Origin of the sequence: Chamaesiphon sp. OTE_75_metabat_556 (assembly GCF_031378165.1) — a bacterium.
Taxonomy (GTDB): Bacteria; Cyanobacteriota; Cyanobacteriia; order Cyanobacteriales; family Chamaesiphonaceae; genus Chamaesiphon.
This window is the reverse complement of sequence record NZ_JANNDR010000215.1, coordinates 16,370-31,150: the sequence shown is the minus strand read 5'-3', so window position 1 is coordinate 31,150 and position 14,781 is coordinate 16,370. Positions and strand designations below refer to the sequence as shown.

General features: G+C 47.7%; 15 protein-coding genes. 8 read left to right on the top strand and 7 right to left on the bottom strand.

What is annotated here, in order from left to right; genetic code table 11:
• Window positions 1–40: 40 nt before the first annotated feature.
• Window positions 41–469, top strand: a complete 429-nt coding sequence (locus RMO27_RS08985) for a response regulator (protein WP_309731509.1) — start codon at window positions 41–43, stop codon at window positions 467–469.
• A 167-nt stretch (window positions 470–636) separates the two neighbouring features.
• Entirely contained in the window at window positions 637–1,710 is a 1,074-nt protein-coding gene (locus RMO27_RS08980) for a chemotaxis protein CheB (protein WP_309731507.1), read from the top strand.
• On the opposite strand, the gene RMO27_RS08975 is transcribed toward RMO27_RS08980, so the two are convergent.
• The 3 genes from RMO27_RS08975 to RMO27_RS08965 form a co-directional block, all read right to left on the bottom strand.
• On the bottom strand, window positions 1,707–2,618 hold the full coding sequence (locus RMO27_RS08975) for an o-succinylbenzoate synthase (protein ID WP_309731504.1): 912 nt from the start codon (window positions 2,616–2,618) through the stop codon (window positions 1,707–1,709). The genes RMO27_RS08980 and RMO27_RS08975 overlap by 4 nt on opposite strands.
• A 140-nt stretch (window positions 2,619–2,758) precedes the next feature.
• Window positions 2,759–3,334: a PEP-CTERM sorting domain-containing protein gene (locus RMO27_RS08970; RefSeq protein ID WP_309731502.1), complete on the bottom strand. Its 576-nt coding sequence runs from the start codon at window positions 3,332–3,334 to the stop codon at window positions 2,759–2,761.
• A gap of 149 nt (window positions 3,335–3,483) precedes the next feature.
• Window positions 3,484–4,647: a class I SAM-dependent methyltransferase gene (locus RMO27_RS08965; protein WP_309731500.1), complete on the bottom strand. Its 1,164-nt coding sequence runs from the start codon at window positions 4,645–4,647 to the stop codon at window positions 3,484–3,486.
• A 44-nt stretch (window positions 4,648–4,691) separates the two neighbouring features.
• Here RMO27_RS08965 and RMO27_RS08960 point away from each other — a divergent pair, with 44 nt between their 5' ends.
• Window positions 4,692–5,612, top strand: coding sequence for a DMT family transporter (locus tag RMO27_RS08960; protein ID WP_309731497.1), 921 nt, complete (start codon window positions 4,692–4,694; stop codon window positions 5,610–5,612).
• A 32-nt stretch (window positions 5,613–5,644) separates the two neighbouring features.
• On the opposite strand, the gene RMO27_RS08955 is transcribed toward RMO27_RS08960, so the two are convergent.
• The 3 genes from RMO27_RS08955 to RMO27_RS08945 all read right to left on the bottom strand — a co-directional run bounded on the left by RMO27_RS08955 (window position 5,645) and on the right by RMO27_RS08945 (window position 8,122).
• Window positions 5,645–5,935: a DUF5654 family protein gene (locus RMO27_RS08955; protein ID WP_309731496.1), complete on the bottom strand. Its 291-nt coding sequence runs from the start codon at window positions 5,933–5,935 to the stop codon at window positions 5,645–5,647.
• Between the two features lie 123 nt (window positions 5,936–6,058).
• Window positions 6,059–7,048, bottom strand: a complete 990-nt coding sequence (locus RMO27_RS08950) for a LysR family transcriptional regulator (RefSeq protein WP_309731493.1) — start codon at window positions 7,046–7,048, stop codon at window positions 6,059–6,061.
• 219 nt (window positions 7,049–7,267) lie between these two features.
• Window positions 7,268–8,122, bottom strand: a complete 855-nt coding sequence (locus RMO27_RS08945) for an alpha/beta fold hydrolase (protein WP_309731491.1) — start codon at window positions 8,120–8,122, stop codon at window positions 7,268–7,270.
• Between the two features lie 185 nt (window positions 8,123–8,307).
• On the opposite strand from RMO27_RS08945, the gene RMO27_RS08940 reads away from it, so the two are divergent.
• The 3 genes from RMO27_RS08940 (at window position 8,308) to RMO27_RS08930 (ending at window position 10,979) form a co-directional block, all read left to right on the top strand.
• Window positions 8,308–8,733, top strand: a complete 426-nt coding sequence (locus RMO27_RS08940; RefSeq protein WP_309731489.1) for a nuclear transport factor 2 family protein — start codon at window positions 8,308–8,310, stop codon at window positions 8,731–8,733.
• A gap of 208 nt (window positions 8,734–8,941) precedes the next feature.
• Entirely contained in the window at window positions 8,942–9,508 is a 567-nt protein-coding gene (locus RMO27_RS08935; protein ID WP_309731487.1) for a photosystem I assembly protein Ycf4, read from the top strand.
• Between the two features lie 232 nt (window positions 9,509–9,740).
• Window positions 9,741–10,979 (top strand): VWA domain-containing protein, encoded by a 1,239-nt coding sequence (locus tag RMO27_RS08930; RefSeq protein ID WP_309731485.1) that lies wholly within the window; start codon window positions 9,741–9,743, stop codon window positions 10,977–10,979.
• Window positions 10,980–11,076: 97 nt separating this feature from the next.
• Here the strand turns inward: RMO27_RS08930 and trpD are convergent, their stop codons facing one another.
• On the bottom strand, window positions 11,077–12,126 hold the full coding sequence (gene trpD / locus RMO27_RS08925) for an anthranilate phosphoribosyltransferase (protein WP_309731513.1): 1,050 nt from the start codon (window positions 12,124–12,126) through the stop codon (window positions 11,077–11,079).
• A gap of 230 nt (window positions 12,127–12,356) precedes the next feature.
• On the opposite strand from trpD, the gene RMO27_RS08920 reads away from it, so the two are divergent.
• Together RMO27_RS08920 and clpS are read left to right on the top strand one after the other, a co-directional pair.
• The gene (locus tag RMO27_RS08920) at window positions 12,357–14,417 is read left to right on the top strand and encodes an FAD-dependent oxidoreductase (protein ID WP_309731482.1); all 2,061 of its coding nucleotides are present in this window, start codon (window positions 12,357–12,359) and stop codon (window positions 14,415–14,417) included.
• Window positions 14,408–14,707 carry an ATP-dependent Clp protease adapter ClpS gene (clpS, locus tag RMO27_RS08915; RefSeq protein ID WP_396133647.1) on the top strand — a complete coding sequence of 100 codons (300 nt, stop codon included), beginning with the start codon at window positions 14,408–14,410 and terminating at the stop codon, window positions 14,705–14,707. The genes RMO27_RS08920 and clpS overlap by 10 nt, the downstream gene beginning before the upstream one ends.
• Window positions 14,708–14,781 lie beyond the last annotated feature (74 nt).

Genomic DNA, 14,781 nt, shown 5'->3' with positions numbered 1-14,781 from the left:
AACTCCTCCCACCCCGATTCACTTACAAGGATAAATAATCATGGCTCCTACAAAAGTTCTCATCGTTGAAGATTCTCCCGTCGCAATGGAAGTATTGCAACGGTTGTTCAAGAATGCTCCCGAAGTTGAAATCGTCGGGACGGCTCGGAATGGACAAGAAGCCCTCGCAATGATTCCCCGCGTCAATCCAGCGGTAATCTGTACCGATTTTCACATGGATACGATGGATGGTTTGGAACTCACCAAGCAAGTCATGGCCAACTACCCTCGCCCGATCTTGGTTTTGAGCAATTCTGTCAAATCAGACGACACCAAAAATGTATTCGCACTCCTCCAAGCTGGTGCGTCCGATATCTATCCCAAACCAGTTAGTGGTGACTACGCCGAGTACGAAGCCATCAAACAAAAGATCCTCTCTAAAATCAAAGTGCTCTCTGGCTTGACGGTTAAGGCTAGACCTTTAAATTAGTGAATAGTGAATGGTGAATAGTGGATAGAAAATGAGCTTGATGGTCTAAGAAATTTGTTTGAGGTATTGAATCTAACTAAACCTTTTACTCTCTCCAGATCTTTTACATCGATTCACTATTCACTAACTTACTATCCACTATTCACTATCCACTATCCACTTATCTCATGTCACCCATCAAAGTTCTCATCGTCGAAGATTCACTCATTGCGCTGGAATTATTGCAACGCATCTTGAGAGATAGTGCGGAAGTGGAAATTGTCGGTACGGCTCGCAATGGTCGAGAAGCACTAGAACTGATTCCCACTGCCAATCCTGATGTCATTTGTACTGACTTGCACATGGCACCGATCGATGGATTTGAGCTGACAAAGGAAGTCATGGCCAAATTTCCGCGACCGATTTTGGTGATTAGTAACTCAGTCCAAGAGGACGATACCAGAAATATCTTTGGCTTGCTGCAAGCCGGGGCGGTAGATATTTTTCCGAAACCGATGAGCGGTGACTATACCGAATACGAGCAAGTCAAACAGCGGCTCCTCGCCAAAATTCAGATGCTCTCGCAGGTGAGAGTCAAAGCTAGATCTCTGAGTCCTACACACTCATTGGCGAAGCCTTTCGGAACGAAAATCGATCCGAGCGCAATTGCCCAAGATCCAAATGCCTTAAAAGCGATCGCCATCGGCGCATCGACAGGTGGCCCTCAAGCCATTCACAAGGTTCTTACCTCCCTCCCCCAAGATTTCTCTGCCCCCATTATCTGCGCTCAACATATTGGTGAAGGCTTTTTGGCAGGGTTGATTAATTGGCTCAAAGAAGATGCTCAACTCAATGTTAAAATCGCCCAAATTGGCGAAATTCCCGCCCCCAATACCGTTTATTTTGCCCCCGAACGCGCGCATTTAGAATTTGACGCTGAGGGAAAATTTATCTATAGCAACTTTACGGCGTCAACTGGAACATGTCCGTCGATCGATGCCTTATTTCGAGCGGTCGCGCGGCGATATGGTAATGCTAGTGCGAGTATTCTGTTGACTGGGATGGGTAATGATGGTGTCATCGGCACTGAAGCTGTTGCTGCCGCTGGGGGAATAACGATCGCCCAATCCGAACAAAGTTGTTTGGTATTTGGGATGGCCAAACTCGCGATCGCGACTGGCTCGGTGCAGCATGTGCTCAATGTTGATGAGATCGCGCCCTTCCTCCTGACTAAGATATCGGTTCCGGTTAGCATCAGTTAATCATCAAACCAATCAGCTACCCCAAAACCCAGGCTGCGCTCGATCTTTAGTTCGGATGCCAGTTGGTAGGCGGCGGCAGTCCCTACCGCAGTTTCCATCACCGATGAAAACACCACATCGAGCTGATATCTGGTAATAAATTCCGCCAATCGCCACGGAAACCCCGCAATCCCAGGTTTGATCACATAGATACCGCGCCAACCGCGATCGTAAACGATCTGGAGTCGATCGAATGTCGCGACCGATTCATCCAGAGCGATTGGCGTCCGATATTTGGCAGCTAACTCGATCGTCTTAGCTATTTCGTCTAGTCCCAGCGGTTGCTCAATAAACTCAATTCGGATTGCTTGACTACACAGCTCCAACCAGCGTTCGGCGGCAATCTCTGTCAAACCCCCATTGGCATCCAGCCTCAGTTTGGCATTCGCAGGTAGCACAGCCATCAATTGATGCCAGATGGCAACCTCCCGATCGATTGGCAGCACACCGATCTTCCATTTGAAAGTAGCGTAACCTTGAGTGGCTAACGTCTGTAACCTGTCGATCGCGGCTTCACCAGCAGGCAAAAGCGCACTCGTATTAAAATGCGATGCCGTCTGAGCTGGCGTAGTTGAAAAGGCTGTCAAAGCACTGCCAAAACCAAACTGACAGGCAGGTAAATCATCAGGAATCTGATGAATTTGGGTCGTGGTGATGCGATCGCCAACTTGTTCGCAGAACGATCTGGCTCGATCGATCGATTCCGAACCAAACCACTCGATCGGCGCAATTTCACCTTGATGAGATCTTCCCAAACTATCTGTAAGTTTGATGATGATGCCCTCACGAATTTTCCACACCCCATGACTAGTTTTGAGTGGTTGTCGAAATGGCCGTCGATAGATTGAATAAGTAAATTTATAGGACATTACTGAATTGAGTTGCGATCTGGTGATTAAATAGCACTCAAAGCATCAAAACATTCGATCCCTTCCCGTTGTTTGACAGAGATCGATCGAGGTTGTCGGCTCGATCGATCTCTGAACTGAAGATGTTTGACAATCGATCTTTATTTACTAGATTGTTTGAGTTTTTTGCTCAGACATACCCCCATCGAAGCACCGACAAAGCTACCAATCAACGTCAAGGGTTCGGGCACACTGGTAATCTGCGCCGAAAAGCTAACGGGTAACTCACTCCCTGGGCGCAAATTTTGAAAACCCGAGACAATTGGTGGCTCCGAAAAAACTTCAAGATATCCTGGCGTTGCTAAAAAACTAGCATAAAAAGGACTGACAAAGCTGCCACCAGCAGTAGAATATCCAAATCCATCACCAGTTAATTGTTGAGGATTGAGGCTAATTAAATTGTCAACATTAAAAGGTTCGTTGCCCGGTATGGGCGTGCCGGTTGGTTGCAATCCGGTAATTGTTGCCCCATTGCGCGTACCAGTAATTCCCGTAATCAGATAAAAGCCCGAACTATCGGGCGTATCATTTGTGGAAAATGTCCCATTTGCAGCGATCCCAGATCCGGTATAGTTCCAGTCCCAACTCAAAGTAGCAGCGGCAGCAGATTGGATCGTCCCAAAAAACAATTCGGAGGCAGTGAGAAGAGCCGTAGCAGAGATTAAGAGAATTTTCATGGCGATCTTGATGATGATTGATACTTTGTCGGAATTTATAATGTTTCGCGACAGCGATTGCGAGCACAACAAGCAAAAAGTAGTGTTTTGAAATTCAATCTTAGTATACGATCGGGATTGGTATAATCACAGCTTTGCGATCGCAATATTTACACGATCGATAAGCCCTGTAACAATAGCTGTTGTTCTGCGGGTGTCAGTCCCTGACTCTGAATTAATACACCAAACTTACCTAACCCGATCGGATCGATCAGTTGATGCAAATTTTGGCGACGCTGGAGTAAGGACTGAATCTCGCCACTACTACTCGAAATTGTGGCAATCCTCTCGCCTAAACCCAATGCCATTAAGAACAGCCCTTGCTGAGTAAAGCCAACTGTTTGCAAGCCTAATAATTCACCCTGATTCTGAAGTGCAGTAAAATCAACATGAGCGGTCAGATCTTGATTACCGACATTAATGTAAGGATCGTTGTGATGAGCATGCTGGTAGTAGCATTGCAACGTCCCTTGAGAGCGTATGGGATTGTAATAGCGATCGGCACTATAGCCATAATCGATCGAGATAATATATCCCCGCCGCAACTTGTTCGTAACCTGTTCTAGCCATGACAAGGCTGCTAAATTGACTTCAGTGCGATAATTGTCTGGATAGCGATCGCTCAATAAATTAATCTGATTGAGTTGCCAGTATTTAGAGATTTTATCCGTAGATAATTCATCAATCTTCTCGTTGAATACTCGATCTTTCTCACTAACAGTTACATAAATCTCTTGCATTTTATCCTTGGTAACTATAACTTGGTGGATCGGAAAAGCATCAATGAGTTCGTTCGATAAAAAGCAACCGGTTATCGATCGATCTGGGATGTCTGTCCAATCGCACCAACGCACGGGTAAATTTTGCAACCTCGATTGTTGCGCTCTGCACATTGCGGGCGCGGTTTCGATGATGATGTAATCTATCGATCGAAAGAAGTCGGAATATTCTTTCTGGGAGTATGCTAAGATTTGAGCCGCTAATAATCCTTGCCCTGCACCCATTTCTACAATGCTGAATAGTGTTGGCGATCCTAAGATCTGCCAAATTTGATATAACTGAATAGTAAGCATTTCCCCGAAATCATCGGCCAAATGCGGCGAAGTCAAAAAATCACCACTTTTGCTAATTTGCTCGGAATTGCTAGCATAATAACCATGCTGTGGATGATACAATACTAGGTCCATATATTCAGCAAAAGTAATCTGTTGCTGAGGAGTATTATTAATCTGATCGCAGATGACTGCCACTAACTCTATATTATTATTATCCATACTTAACTAATCACCGTGCTCATCTACTCATCATACCTAAATTAATGGAACTGCATCGGACGACGGGCAACTGGCGGTTGGGATTGGGATTATCGCTAATTACGGTAATTCTGTGGGGCTTAGTGCCAATTACCTTGGCAATTGTCTTGAAAAAATTAGATGTTTATACAATTAATTGGTTTCGGTTTGTGACCGCATTTATTTTATTAGGTTGTTACCTAGTTAAACAAAAAAATCTACCGAAGCTTTCGCAATTAAGAACGGTGCCGATCTATTTATTTGCGATCGCCATCCTGGGTTTAATGGGTAACTATATTTTCTTTGTGATGGGTTTAAAAGCTACATCACCATCCCATGCTGAAGTTTTAATTCAGTTAGCGGGTGTATTTTTGAGTTTAGGTGGATTGCTAATTTTCAAAGAACGTTATACACGCTATCAATGGCTGGGCGTTGGTATTCTCATCACTGGATTTATCGGTTTCTTCTCCGAACAATTAAAAGTCTTAGCCACCGATAGCGACCGATACATTAACGGCAGCATCATGCTAATTATTGCTGGAATTACTTGGGCGATTTACGCCCTAATTCAAAAGCAGCTCTTAACCAGGTTAGATTCCACACATATTATGTGGGTAATTTATGGTGCGTGTGGATTATTATTCTGGACTGTGGCCAAACCCCAAACATTACTTCAGCTTAACGCGATCGAGTGGAGCGCACTGATTTTTTGCGGTTTGAATACAGTTATTGCCTATGGTGCATTTGCCGAATCGCTCCAACATTGGGAAGCTTCTAGAGTCAGTGCGATTTTGGCTCTAGCACCAATTTTTACCATTGTATCGATGAGCCTCATGGCTTGGTTGGCACCAGGATTAGTTACACCAGAACATTTGACTGCTCTGGGTTTAGTCGGTGCAATTCTCGTTGTCACTGGCTCGATGTCGATCTCATTAGGTAAAAGTTAGTATTGCTAACAGCTCCCGCAGACAGGTTCTTTTTAACCGTCCACTTCTCTGTCAATTAACGCATCGCCACCGATTTTGGCAGCTAGCCAGCTTAAACTACCCACAACGCAAATCGCTAAAATAGTGGCGATTGCAGCATAGGTGTAAAGTGCTGATAGTGATTCTCCATCAGGCAGGAGCTTTTTAAAGGGAGCCTTGATCGCATCATTCCAGGCTAAGGCAGATACGAAGCCTAATGAGGCAGAGGCTAAGGTAATCATCGTCTGCACCAGAGAGCGGATCGTAGTTAGCGACTTCGTTCGTAACTCATTACGTCTAGACATAGTATTTGGATAACCTAGTAGAGATTGTGGTGTTAGTCGATTGTGACGTCAATTATCTTAGCAAACATCATCGATTCTAAATCCTTTTTTTTAACCGATGATCGACTCGATTAATTAACCAACCTAACTGTCTTCCTCAATATCAATTTCAGGTTTAACTCGCTTAGAAAAAAGTTTGTCGGCATCCCAAGCATAGGTGGTGAAATTCGGGAGAATCTCTTGGGCGAAAGCTTCGGCAGCTTTAGAACGATAGCGATTGGGATTGACGATCACCGAGAGCATCCGATCAATCGCCACCCCATCGATATAGACGCGATGCAAAGTCCCATTTTCGACCTCGCGTTCGATCGCCGAAGATGAGACAAAAGCAGCTCCTAAGCCAGCTTGAACGGCATTTTTAATCGCTTCGATCGAGTTGAGTTCCATCTCGATTTTCAGCCGATTGGGATCGATTCCGCAGCGAGTCAAAACTCGATCGATGACTTTACGAATTGTCGATTGCGAATCGAGGGAAATAAAGTGCAGTTTATAGAGATCTTCTTTGGGAATACTTTTCAATCCTGCAAAATTATGATTAGTGGGTAAAATCAGCGCAAATTCGTCTTCAGCATAGGGCAAAATATCCAGCGAGTCCTGTAGCTCTGCGGGGATCTCCCCACCGATAATCGCCAAATCTACTTGGCCATTAGCCACGCTCCACGCCGTCCGCCGCGTCGAATGAACGTGTAACTGGACTGAGACATCAGGATACTTTTGCCGAAACACGCCAATCATCCGAGGTAATAAATACGTCCCCGTCGTCTGCGATGCGCCGACGATCAGCGTCCCACCTTGAAGATTCTGAAGATCCTCGATCGCCCGACAGGTTTCTTGACACAGGGTGATAATCTTTTCGCCATAACTGAGCAGCAGATGTCCGGCTTCAGTCAGTTGCGCCCGTCTGCCACCGCGATCGAATAACGGCACGTCTAATTGACGTTCGAGATTCTGCACCTGTAAACTGACCGCAGGTTGAGACACATACAAACTATCCGCAGCACGCTTGAAACTTCCCTCCGCAGCAATTGCCTTGAGAATCCGTAACTGATCCAGGGTGAAAGGCAGGTCAGACATAGCAATGAGCTGGTAAGAATTAGTAGCGATGGACTATCGACTCACATTGACCTTACCATATACTGCCGATCCTTAGTTCTCAGCCTCTTAATAATTGATATCAGACCTTGGGGGATAGGGGATAGTGGATAGTGGATAGGGGATAGTGGATAGTGGATAGTGGATAGGGGATAGGGGATAGGGGATAGAGTATGAATGCTAAAACCTAAAGCCTAAAACCTAACCCCTTACCTGACTACGCAAAAACTGGATTAGTGGAGCTTTAATCTCGGCATACCAATGCTCTTGGGGATAATGTGCGGCCATCGGTAATTTAATTAACTCGCCTTGTTTCAATGATTTTACGCAAGCCTCTGCCTGCGAGAGATCCAGCCATGGATCGTTAATGCCCCAGACAATCTGGATCGGGAGATCTAGCGTCGGCAGTCCGATCGAGATCTCTTTCAATGCTTCTGCTAGTCTGAGATTGCGGATAGTCGCCAGTAGAGATCGACCAGGTGCGGAGCTTTTGAGATATGGTTTGCGATAAGCTTCGAGATACTTGTCCTCGATGACGTGTTTGCAGCCAGCTTCGAGCGTACGCTCGACCGAGAGCGGATCTTGAGTCAACATTTCACCAGCAACTGGCAAACCTAATTGCTGTAACTGCCAAGGTAATTTAATTCCCGTCGTTAGCGGTGCATTGAGAATGACTAACTTGTCTACGCGATCGGGATTACACAGTGCGTATTGGATGCCGATAGTGCCCAAAAAGCCTTGGACGACTAGCGAAAATCGATCGACTCTCAAAGCATCCACCAGCTCGGTAAAAGCGGTAAGAAAGGCATCTGGGGTGTAAGCAAAATCTCTTTTTTCTGGCTTGCTCGAATTACCAAAACCAATCCAATCAGGCGCAATCGATCGAATGCCCTGTTCGGCTAAAGGTGGCATCAATCCCGTCCAAGTCAAACTTTGGGCGGGTAAGCCATGTAAAAGGATTGCGGTTTGGGGATTTTCCCAGCCAGTGGGGGCGAGTTCGCCATAAAACCACTCTAGGGAACCAACTTTAATCGAATTTTTAGTAATTTTAGCCACAAGTCAGATTTTAAAAACAAGCCACTCCCAGTCTAGACTGTGACTGCGTTCGCAGCGCGCCTCTTTTAGAGAATCCCGGCACGTCTCCTTTCGAGCATCGATGTAGTGCCTCGATCGACACGCCATCGATCAGTTAGCTGTCATAAAATGCCTTAATTGCGAGTAATATCCCCAAAGTTAAATCAATGGAAACCAAACCGCCGCTCCCACCATTTACCCTAGAGACTGCTACCGCTAAAGTTCAAGCGGCTGAAAATGCTTGGAATACTCGCGATCCCGAACGGGTGGCATTAGCCTATACAGAAGATTCCGAGTGGCGGAATCGATCGGAATTTTTGAGTGGACGCAAGGCAATTGCTAAATTTTTGACTCGCAAGTGGGAAAAAGAACTGGACTACCGCCTCAAGAAAGAACTCTGGTGCTTTATAGACAACAAGATCGCAGTACGGTTTGAGTATGAGCACCACAATGAGGCTGGCGAATGGTATCGGGCTTATGGGAACGAGAACTGGGAATTTGCCCCCAATGGGTTGATGATGCGCCGATTTGCCAGTATTAACGATCTGCCGATCTCGGAAACCGATCGCAAGTTTAGGTGGGAGAGAGCTTAGAGTTGCCCAGTAGGGGTAATTCATGAAGCGGCTCGCGCTCGTTGGGTTTCCCAACGGTTTAGCGAGACAAGACAATTACCCCTACTGGGCAACTCTAAATGAAGAAGCGTAAAAATTGTAGCCAAATTCGATCGAGTTGCGAGTAGATCGGTAATAGTAGGTAGAGATACTGGCGATCGACCAAATATATCAAAACTAATTATTCAAAATGTCTAATCCATCAGTTACCGTAGAGCGGACAGTTTTGTCCCAGCCTGTCTTGGGTTCGCGCCGTTTTAGTAACTACTTTTGGGCGGTTGTTGTTTCCATTGGCGGCATCGGCTTCTTGCTCGCTGGACTCTCTAGCTATTTCAAAGTCAATTTACTCCCAGTCAGCAATCCGCTGGCATTAGCATTTATTCCCCAGGGTATCGCCCTAACTTTCTATGGCGTAGCTGGTACCTTACTCGCTACTTATTTATGGGGGGCAATTCTGCTCGATATCGGCGGTGGTTATAATAAATTCGATCGCGAAGCTGGTGAGATTACCATTTTTCGGAATGGGTTCCCCGGCAAAAATCGGCGGATCGAACTCAAAAGCCAACTGGCTGACGCGCAAGCTGTCAGAGTCGATATCAAAGATGGACTCAGCCCCCGTCGCACGCTCTACGTGCGGATTAAAGGTCGCCGCGAAATCCCATTGACTCGCGTGGGCGAACCGATTTCGTTGACGGAATTAGAAACTCAAGGGGCAGATTTAGCTCGGTTTCTAGGAGTGCCGTTGGAGGGATTGTAAGTTAGTGGAGAGTAGATAGTGAATAGGGTTTATTGACATTCAGGTGTCGATGGGATCGAACGAAAATAGAACCCAAAATCCCTGGAAATCCAACCGCTAAATCTGTTGTTCTATCCACTACCCACTGTCTTGATTCACTACCCACTATCCACTATCCACTGTCTTGATTCGCTAAACCCTCGGGGAACCCGAGGAGCGCGAATCGCTATCCACTATTTAGGAGTTAAACCCGATGCAAGTTGCCATCGAAACTGCAATCAGCGATCCGCAAATAGAGATCGGTCAAGGTAACAATCAGCGGCAGCTCTCGATCGAGGTTTCTGCTGTCGCCGAACCTGAAGATCGGCAATTACCGCTGAACTTGTGTCTGATTTTAGACCACAGTGGCTCGATGAAAGGTACACCGCTGAGTACCGTCAAACAAGCAGCGCAGGAATTGATTAACGGTTTGAAACCCGAAGATCGGTTGTCAGTAGTGGCATTCGATCATCAAGCCGAAGTCATCGTCCCCTGTCAGCAAGTCACCGATCCGAGTGAGATTTTCGATCGAATCGATAAATTGCAAGCGGCAGGTGGTACCGCGATCGACGCGGGGATTAAACTGGGTATTACCCAATTACTCGAAGGCAGGCAAGATCGGGTTTCCCACGCCTTTATCCTCACCGATGGCGAAAACGAACATGGTGACGACGAACGGTGTATCAAGCTTTCTGGATTTGCGACCGAGAGTAATATCACGCTCAATACGCTCGGATTTGGGGAAAATTGGAACCAAAATATCCTCGAAAAAATTGCCGATACGGCGGCTGGGACGCTTGCCTACATTGAAGAAGCAACGCAAGCCGTCCGAGAATTTGGCCGGATCTTCAACCGGATGCAATCAGTCGGCTTAACCAATGCTTATCTACAACTCGAACTCAAGCCCAAAGTCCGCCTCGCCGAACTCAAACCTGTCGCTCAAGTAGCTCCAGAGACGATCGAGTTGGCCGTCGAAGATGATGGCAAGCTCCAAATCGTCCGCCTGGGCGACTTGATGAAAGATCTGTCGCGGGTAATTTTGGTCAATACCTATATCGGGCAACTAGCCGAAGGCGAACAAGCGATCGCGACGCTGCAAATTCGCTATGATGACCCCGCCCAGGGCAAGACCAATTTGCTGACGCCGCCAGTGGATGTGAACGTGACTGTCACTGCCAATCATCAGCCAGTCGTCGATAGTAACGTTCAGCAACAAACACTCGCCCTAGCTAAATATCGGCAAACTCAACTTGCCGAACAAAAACTCCAACAAGGAGATCGGGCGGGTGCGGCGACCCTGCTCCAAACTGCGGCCAAAACTGCCCTGCAAATGGGCGATACTAATGCGGCGACCGTATTGCAATCCAATGCGACGATCCTGCAAGGTGGCGAGGATCTCTCCGAAGCTGAGAAAAAGAAAACTCGGATGGTTTCTAAAACGATCTTGCAATAACAATTAAAGTCTGTCTCGATCGCAAATCTGGGGGTAGGGGTAATTCATGAATTACCCCTACCCCCAGATTTTTAGCGCATTGTGAAAACTGTGAATATCAATCTCGGCGATCCAAAAACGCGACTAATTCCGTCAACTTATCCCAAGCTTTGCCACTGCTTAGTACCGTTTGAGCGATCGCGATCGCTTGTTGATGCGCGCCGATGGGTACCACACCACCGACTTGGAGTGCTAAACCCGCATTGAGCGCGACAATATCGCGTTGGATCGCCGTGCCTTTACCTTGCAAAATAGTGGTGAGAATGGCCGCATTTTCAGCCACATCGCCACCTTTGAGGGCGGTAATCGGTGCGGGAGTAAGCCCCAATTCCAGCGGATCGAGACTAGTCAGTTCAACGTGTCCATTGGTCAAAATTGCCAAATCGGTTAAATCTCCCAAACCAGCCTCATCCAATCGTTCGCGCCCGTGTAAGACGATCACTTGTTGGGTTCCCAAAATTCCGGCGGCGGTCGCCATTATCTCCAGCAAATGTGGTGAGCCGATACCAATTACTTGCCCTGTCGGCCGGAGGGGATTGACCAAAGGGCCGATCGAATTAAATACCGTCCGAATCTTTAATTCTTGTCTGAGGGGTGCTACCGCTTTCATCGCGGGGTGCCAACCAGCCGCAAATAGAAAGGTAATCCCGACGGCATCTAAAGCCGCTGTCACCCGCTCGGCTGGAGCTGACAATTTCACCCCTAATGCCTCCAGAACATCCGCAGAACCGACGCGGCTGGATGCTGACCTACTGCCATGTTTGGCGACTTTAACCCCGGCTGCGGCGGCCACAAACGCTGCTGCGGTGGAGATATTAAATGTCGCTGCACCATCGCCCCCAGTGCCACAGGTATCGATGACTGGGTATGGATGGGCGATCTTAGAAGCTTGTAGAACTTGCGCCATCCCTGCGAGTTCGTGAGCGGTAATCTTTTTGGCTTCCAGTGCCACTAAAATCGCGCCAGAGAGGACGGGTGGAATCTCGCCGAGCAACCAGCCCTGCATCAGCATGGTGGCTTGCTGCTGGCTCAGGGATTGGCGATCGAGCAGTTGTTGGAGTAGCAGCGGCCAAGTAGTAGGTTCGGTGGAGACAGGAGGGGTACTCATTGATAGGGCGCGATCGAATCGATCTGTAACAAACATCTCGATTATCCTCGATCGAGGTTGTCGATTCTCATTCTGAGAGGCTTTGCCAACGAATTGTCAGCAATAGATTTTAGTTTTTGACGGCTCCGTGCACTAAGATCGATCCAAATTACAGTCGATCGCCGATCGTGTACCATGATTGGAGATATGTCACGAGTGCATATTTGTCTGAAAACCCCGCATTTACCCACATGAAGATTCAACTAAAGATCGAGAGACCCCTAGCTGCGCTCTGTTTGGGATCGATATTGACGATCGAATTAGGCTGCCAGATCGCTTTTGCTGCTGACCCGAAACCTGTCGATCGGACGATCGGCTGCGATATCGCGATCGCTGGTGGTGGATTGAGCGGCACAGCGACTGCCTACGAAGGCTTACTCGCAGGCAAACAAGTCTGCATGACCGAGATTACCGACTGGGTCGGCGGCCAAATTACATCCCAAGGGGTGTCCGCACTAGATGAGCGACCGACTCAGCGATCGAAAAAATATTTCTCGCGCGGCTACCTAGAATTTCGGCAAAAAGTTGAAGATTATTATGGCAAGTTAAATGCGGGTAGCTGTTGGGTGAGCGAAGTTTGTTTCCTCCCGAAAGATGCTCATAAACTATTGTATGGAATGCTCAAAACTGCCGAGCAGAAAGGGAAAGGAAAACTACATTGGTTGCCAAATACCGTAGTTAAAGAACTAATTGTTGGCAAAAGAGGCAATGGCCAACAAATTACAGCTTTAGTCGCCATTCAACATCAACCGCAGCCAGGAACTGCGCCGCTCAATACCGAACCGCTCTCGCGGACGATCGATGATGCTTATAGCTATCGGGATTCTGCCAAGTTTCAAAAGCAGAAAATCATCTTAATTCCAACTTATAAAACGCCCCAGCAGCAAGCGGCGAAACCCGCAGATTGGTATGTAGTCGATGCGACAGAGACAGGCGAACTCGTCGGATTGGCCGATGTTCCTTACCGGCTAGGACTCGACCCCAGATCTGCCGACGAGCCATCCTCGGCTAGTACCACTGGCGACACCTACTGTACCCAGGGTTTTACATATCCGTTTGCAATGCAGACGACAGAGACCCCTCAATTGCAGGTACAACCGGTTTCTTACCAACAGTACGCGCCGTACTATAGCTACGAACTCAAACGGCTGGCTGATTTTGGATTGGTATACAGCTATCGGCGGATTTTGAGTTCGGGTGCCGGCCAAAAGACTAAATTCGGCGGGATTAGTTATACCGCGCCGACTCCTGGCGATATCTCGATGCAAAACTGGACGTGGGGGAATGATTATCGGCCGAGTAGTGCCAATGACAATCTGATTCTCGATCGATCTCAGCTCCAAGCTGGCGGTCAACTTCAACCTGGCGGCTGGATGGGCGGATTGCGGGCAGATACCCTCCGCAAGGGGGAAGAACACGCCCAAGGCTTTTACTACTGGTTGGTCGCTGGCACCACAGATTCGCGCGCTAATCCCGATCCCAAATCCCCCGACCACTGGGTGAAGACGCCCAATCCCAATCAACGCTATCTGAGTGGGTTGGACTCGCCAATGGGGACGAAGCATGGGTTGTCAAAATATCCCTATATTCGTGAAGGCCGCCGGATTATCGGCAGACCTAGCTATGGACATAAAGATGGATTTGTGATTGCAGAGGTGGATATGAGCCGCAATAACCTGCTCGATCCCAAAAAAATGCCAGAACTATCGCCCGCCGAATATCGGCGACTACAAGCTAATTTATCGGGCGTGAATGCATTGAATGTGTTGACTGGCGATCGACCGACGCCGCGCAATCGAGCGACTATCTATGCCGATACTGTCGGCATCGGCCACTATGCGATCGATTTTCATCCCTGTATGCAAAACTCACCGCCGGAAGCCCCCAATAATAGCGAACGTGCTGGCGCGCGCAAAGGTGAAGGCCAAGCTTACCCCTTCCAAATTCCCCTGCGGGCGATGATTCCCCAAAAGATTGATAATATGTTAGTAGCTGGCAAAAGTATCGCGACCAGTCATGTCGCTGCTGCGGCCTATCGGGTGCATTCGTTTGAATGGTCTGCTGGGGCTGCGGCTGGTACTACGGCTGCATTTGCTTTGGACAAAGGCATTACTCCCGCCCAAATGGTCGAAAATCTCCCCGATCGATCGACCTCACTACTAGAGCTTCGCAAACGTCTCGAAGCAAACAATAATCCGACATCGTTTCCGAATACTTCAATTTTTAATAATAATTGGCAAGAATGGAAGTAACTATGGTGTTCGCGCCCGAACAATCCAGTCAAACAGTCACCATCTCCAAACCTTATCCGAACTTTAAGGTGATCGTTTTGGATGATGACTTTAATACGTTTGAGCACGTACATACTTGTTTGATGACTTATATCCCAGGCATGAGCGAAGATCGTGCCTGGGAACTCACCAATCAAGTCCATTTTGAAGGCCAAGCGATCGTCTGGGTGGGACCGCAGGAGCAAGCCGAACTCTATCACCAGCAGTTACGCCGCGCGGGTTTGACGATGGCTCCATTAGAAGGTGCCTAGCAGCTCGTTAATTTAATTGCTGGTGTCGGCCAATCCCATCCGACAGCTACACACAGCATCTTCCTCAAGTAAAA

Coding starts and splice junctions, on each gene's coding strand:
- RMO27_RS08960 (WP_309731497.1), top strand. CDS start 4,692: ATGGAACTGCATCGGACGACGGGCAACTGGCGGTTGGGATTGGGATTA.
- RMO27_RS08975 (WP_309731504.1), bottom strand. CDS start 2,618: ATGTCCTATAAATTTACTTATTCAATCTATCGACGGCCATTTCGACAA.
- RMO27_RS08940 (WP_309731489.1), top strand. CDS start 8,308: ATGGAAACCAAACCGCCGCTCCCACCATTTACCCTAGAGACTGCTACC.
- RMO27_RS08930 (WP_309731485.1), top strand. CDS start 9,741: ATGCAAGTTGCCATCGAAACTGCAATCAGCGATCCGCAAATAGAGATC.
- RMO27_RS08935 (WP_309731487.1), top strand. CDS start 8,942: ATGTCTAATCCATCAGTTACCGTAGAGCGGACAGTTTTGTCCCAGCCT.
- RMO27_RS08980 (WP_309731507.1), top strand. CDS start 637: ATGTCACCCATCAAAGTTCTCATCGTCGAAGATTCACTCATTGCGCTG.
- RMO27_RS08970 (WP_309731502.1), bottom strand. CDS start 3,334: ATGAAAATTCTCTTAATCTCTGCTACGGCTCTTCTCACTGCCTCCGAA.
- clpS (WP_396133647.1), top strand. CDS start 14,408: ATGGAAGTAACTATGGTGTTCGCGCCCGAACAATCCAGTCAAACAGTC.
- RMO27_RS08955 (WP_309731496.1), bottom strand. CDS start 5,935: ATGTCTAGACGTAATGAGTTACGAACGAAGTCGCTAACTACGATCCGC.
- RMO27_RS08920 (WP_309731482.1), top strand. CDS start 12,357: ATGAAGATTCAACTAAAGATCGAGAGACCCCTAGCTGCGCTCTGTTTG.
- RMO27_RS08950 (WP_309731493.1), bottom strand. CDS start 7,048: ATGTCTGACCTGCCTTTCACCCTGGATCAGTTACGGATTCTCAAGGCA.
- trpD (WP_309731513.1), bottom strand. CDS start 12,126: ATGAGTACCCCTCCTGTCTCCACCGAACCTACTACTTGGCCGCTGCTA.
- RMO27_RS08965 (WP_309731500.1), bottom strand. CDS start 4,647: ATGGATAATAATAATATAGAGTTAGTGGCAGTCATCTGCGATCAGATT.
- RMO27_RS08985 (WP_309731509.1), top strand. CDS start 41: ATGGCTCCTACAAAAGTTCTCATCGTTGAAGATTCTCCCGTCGCAATG.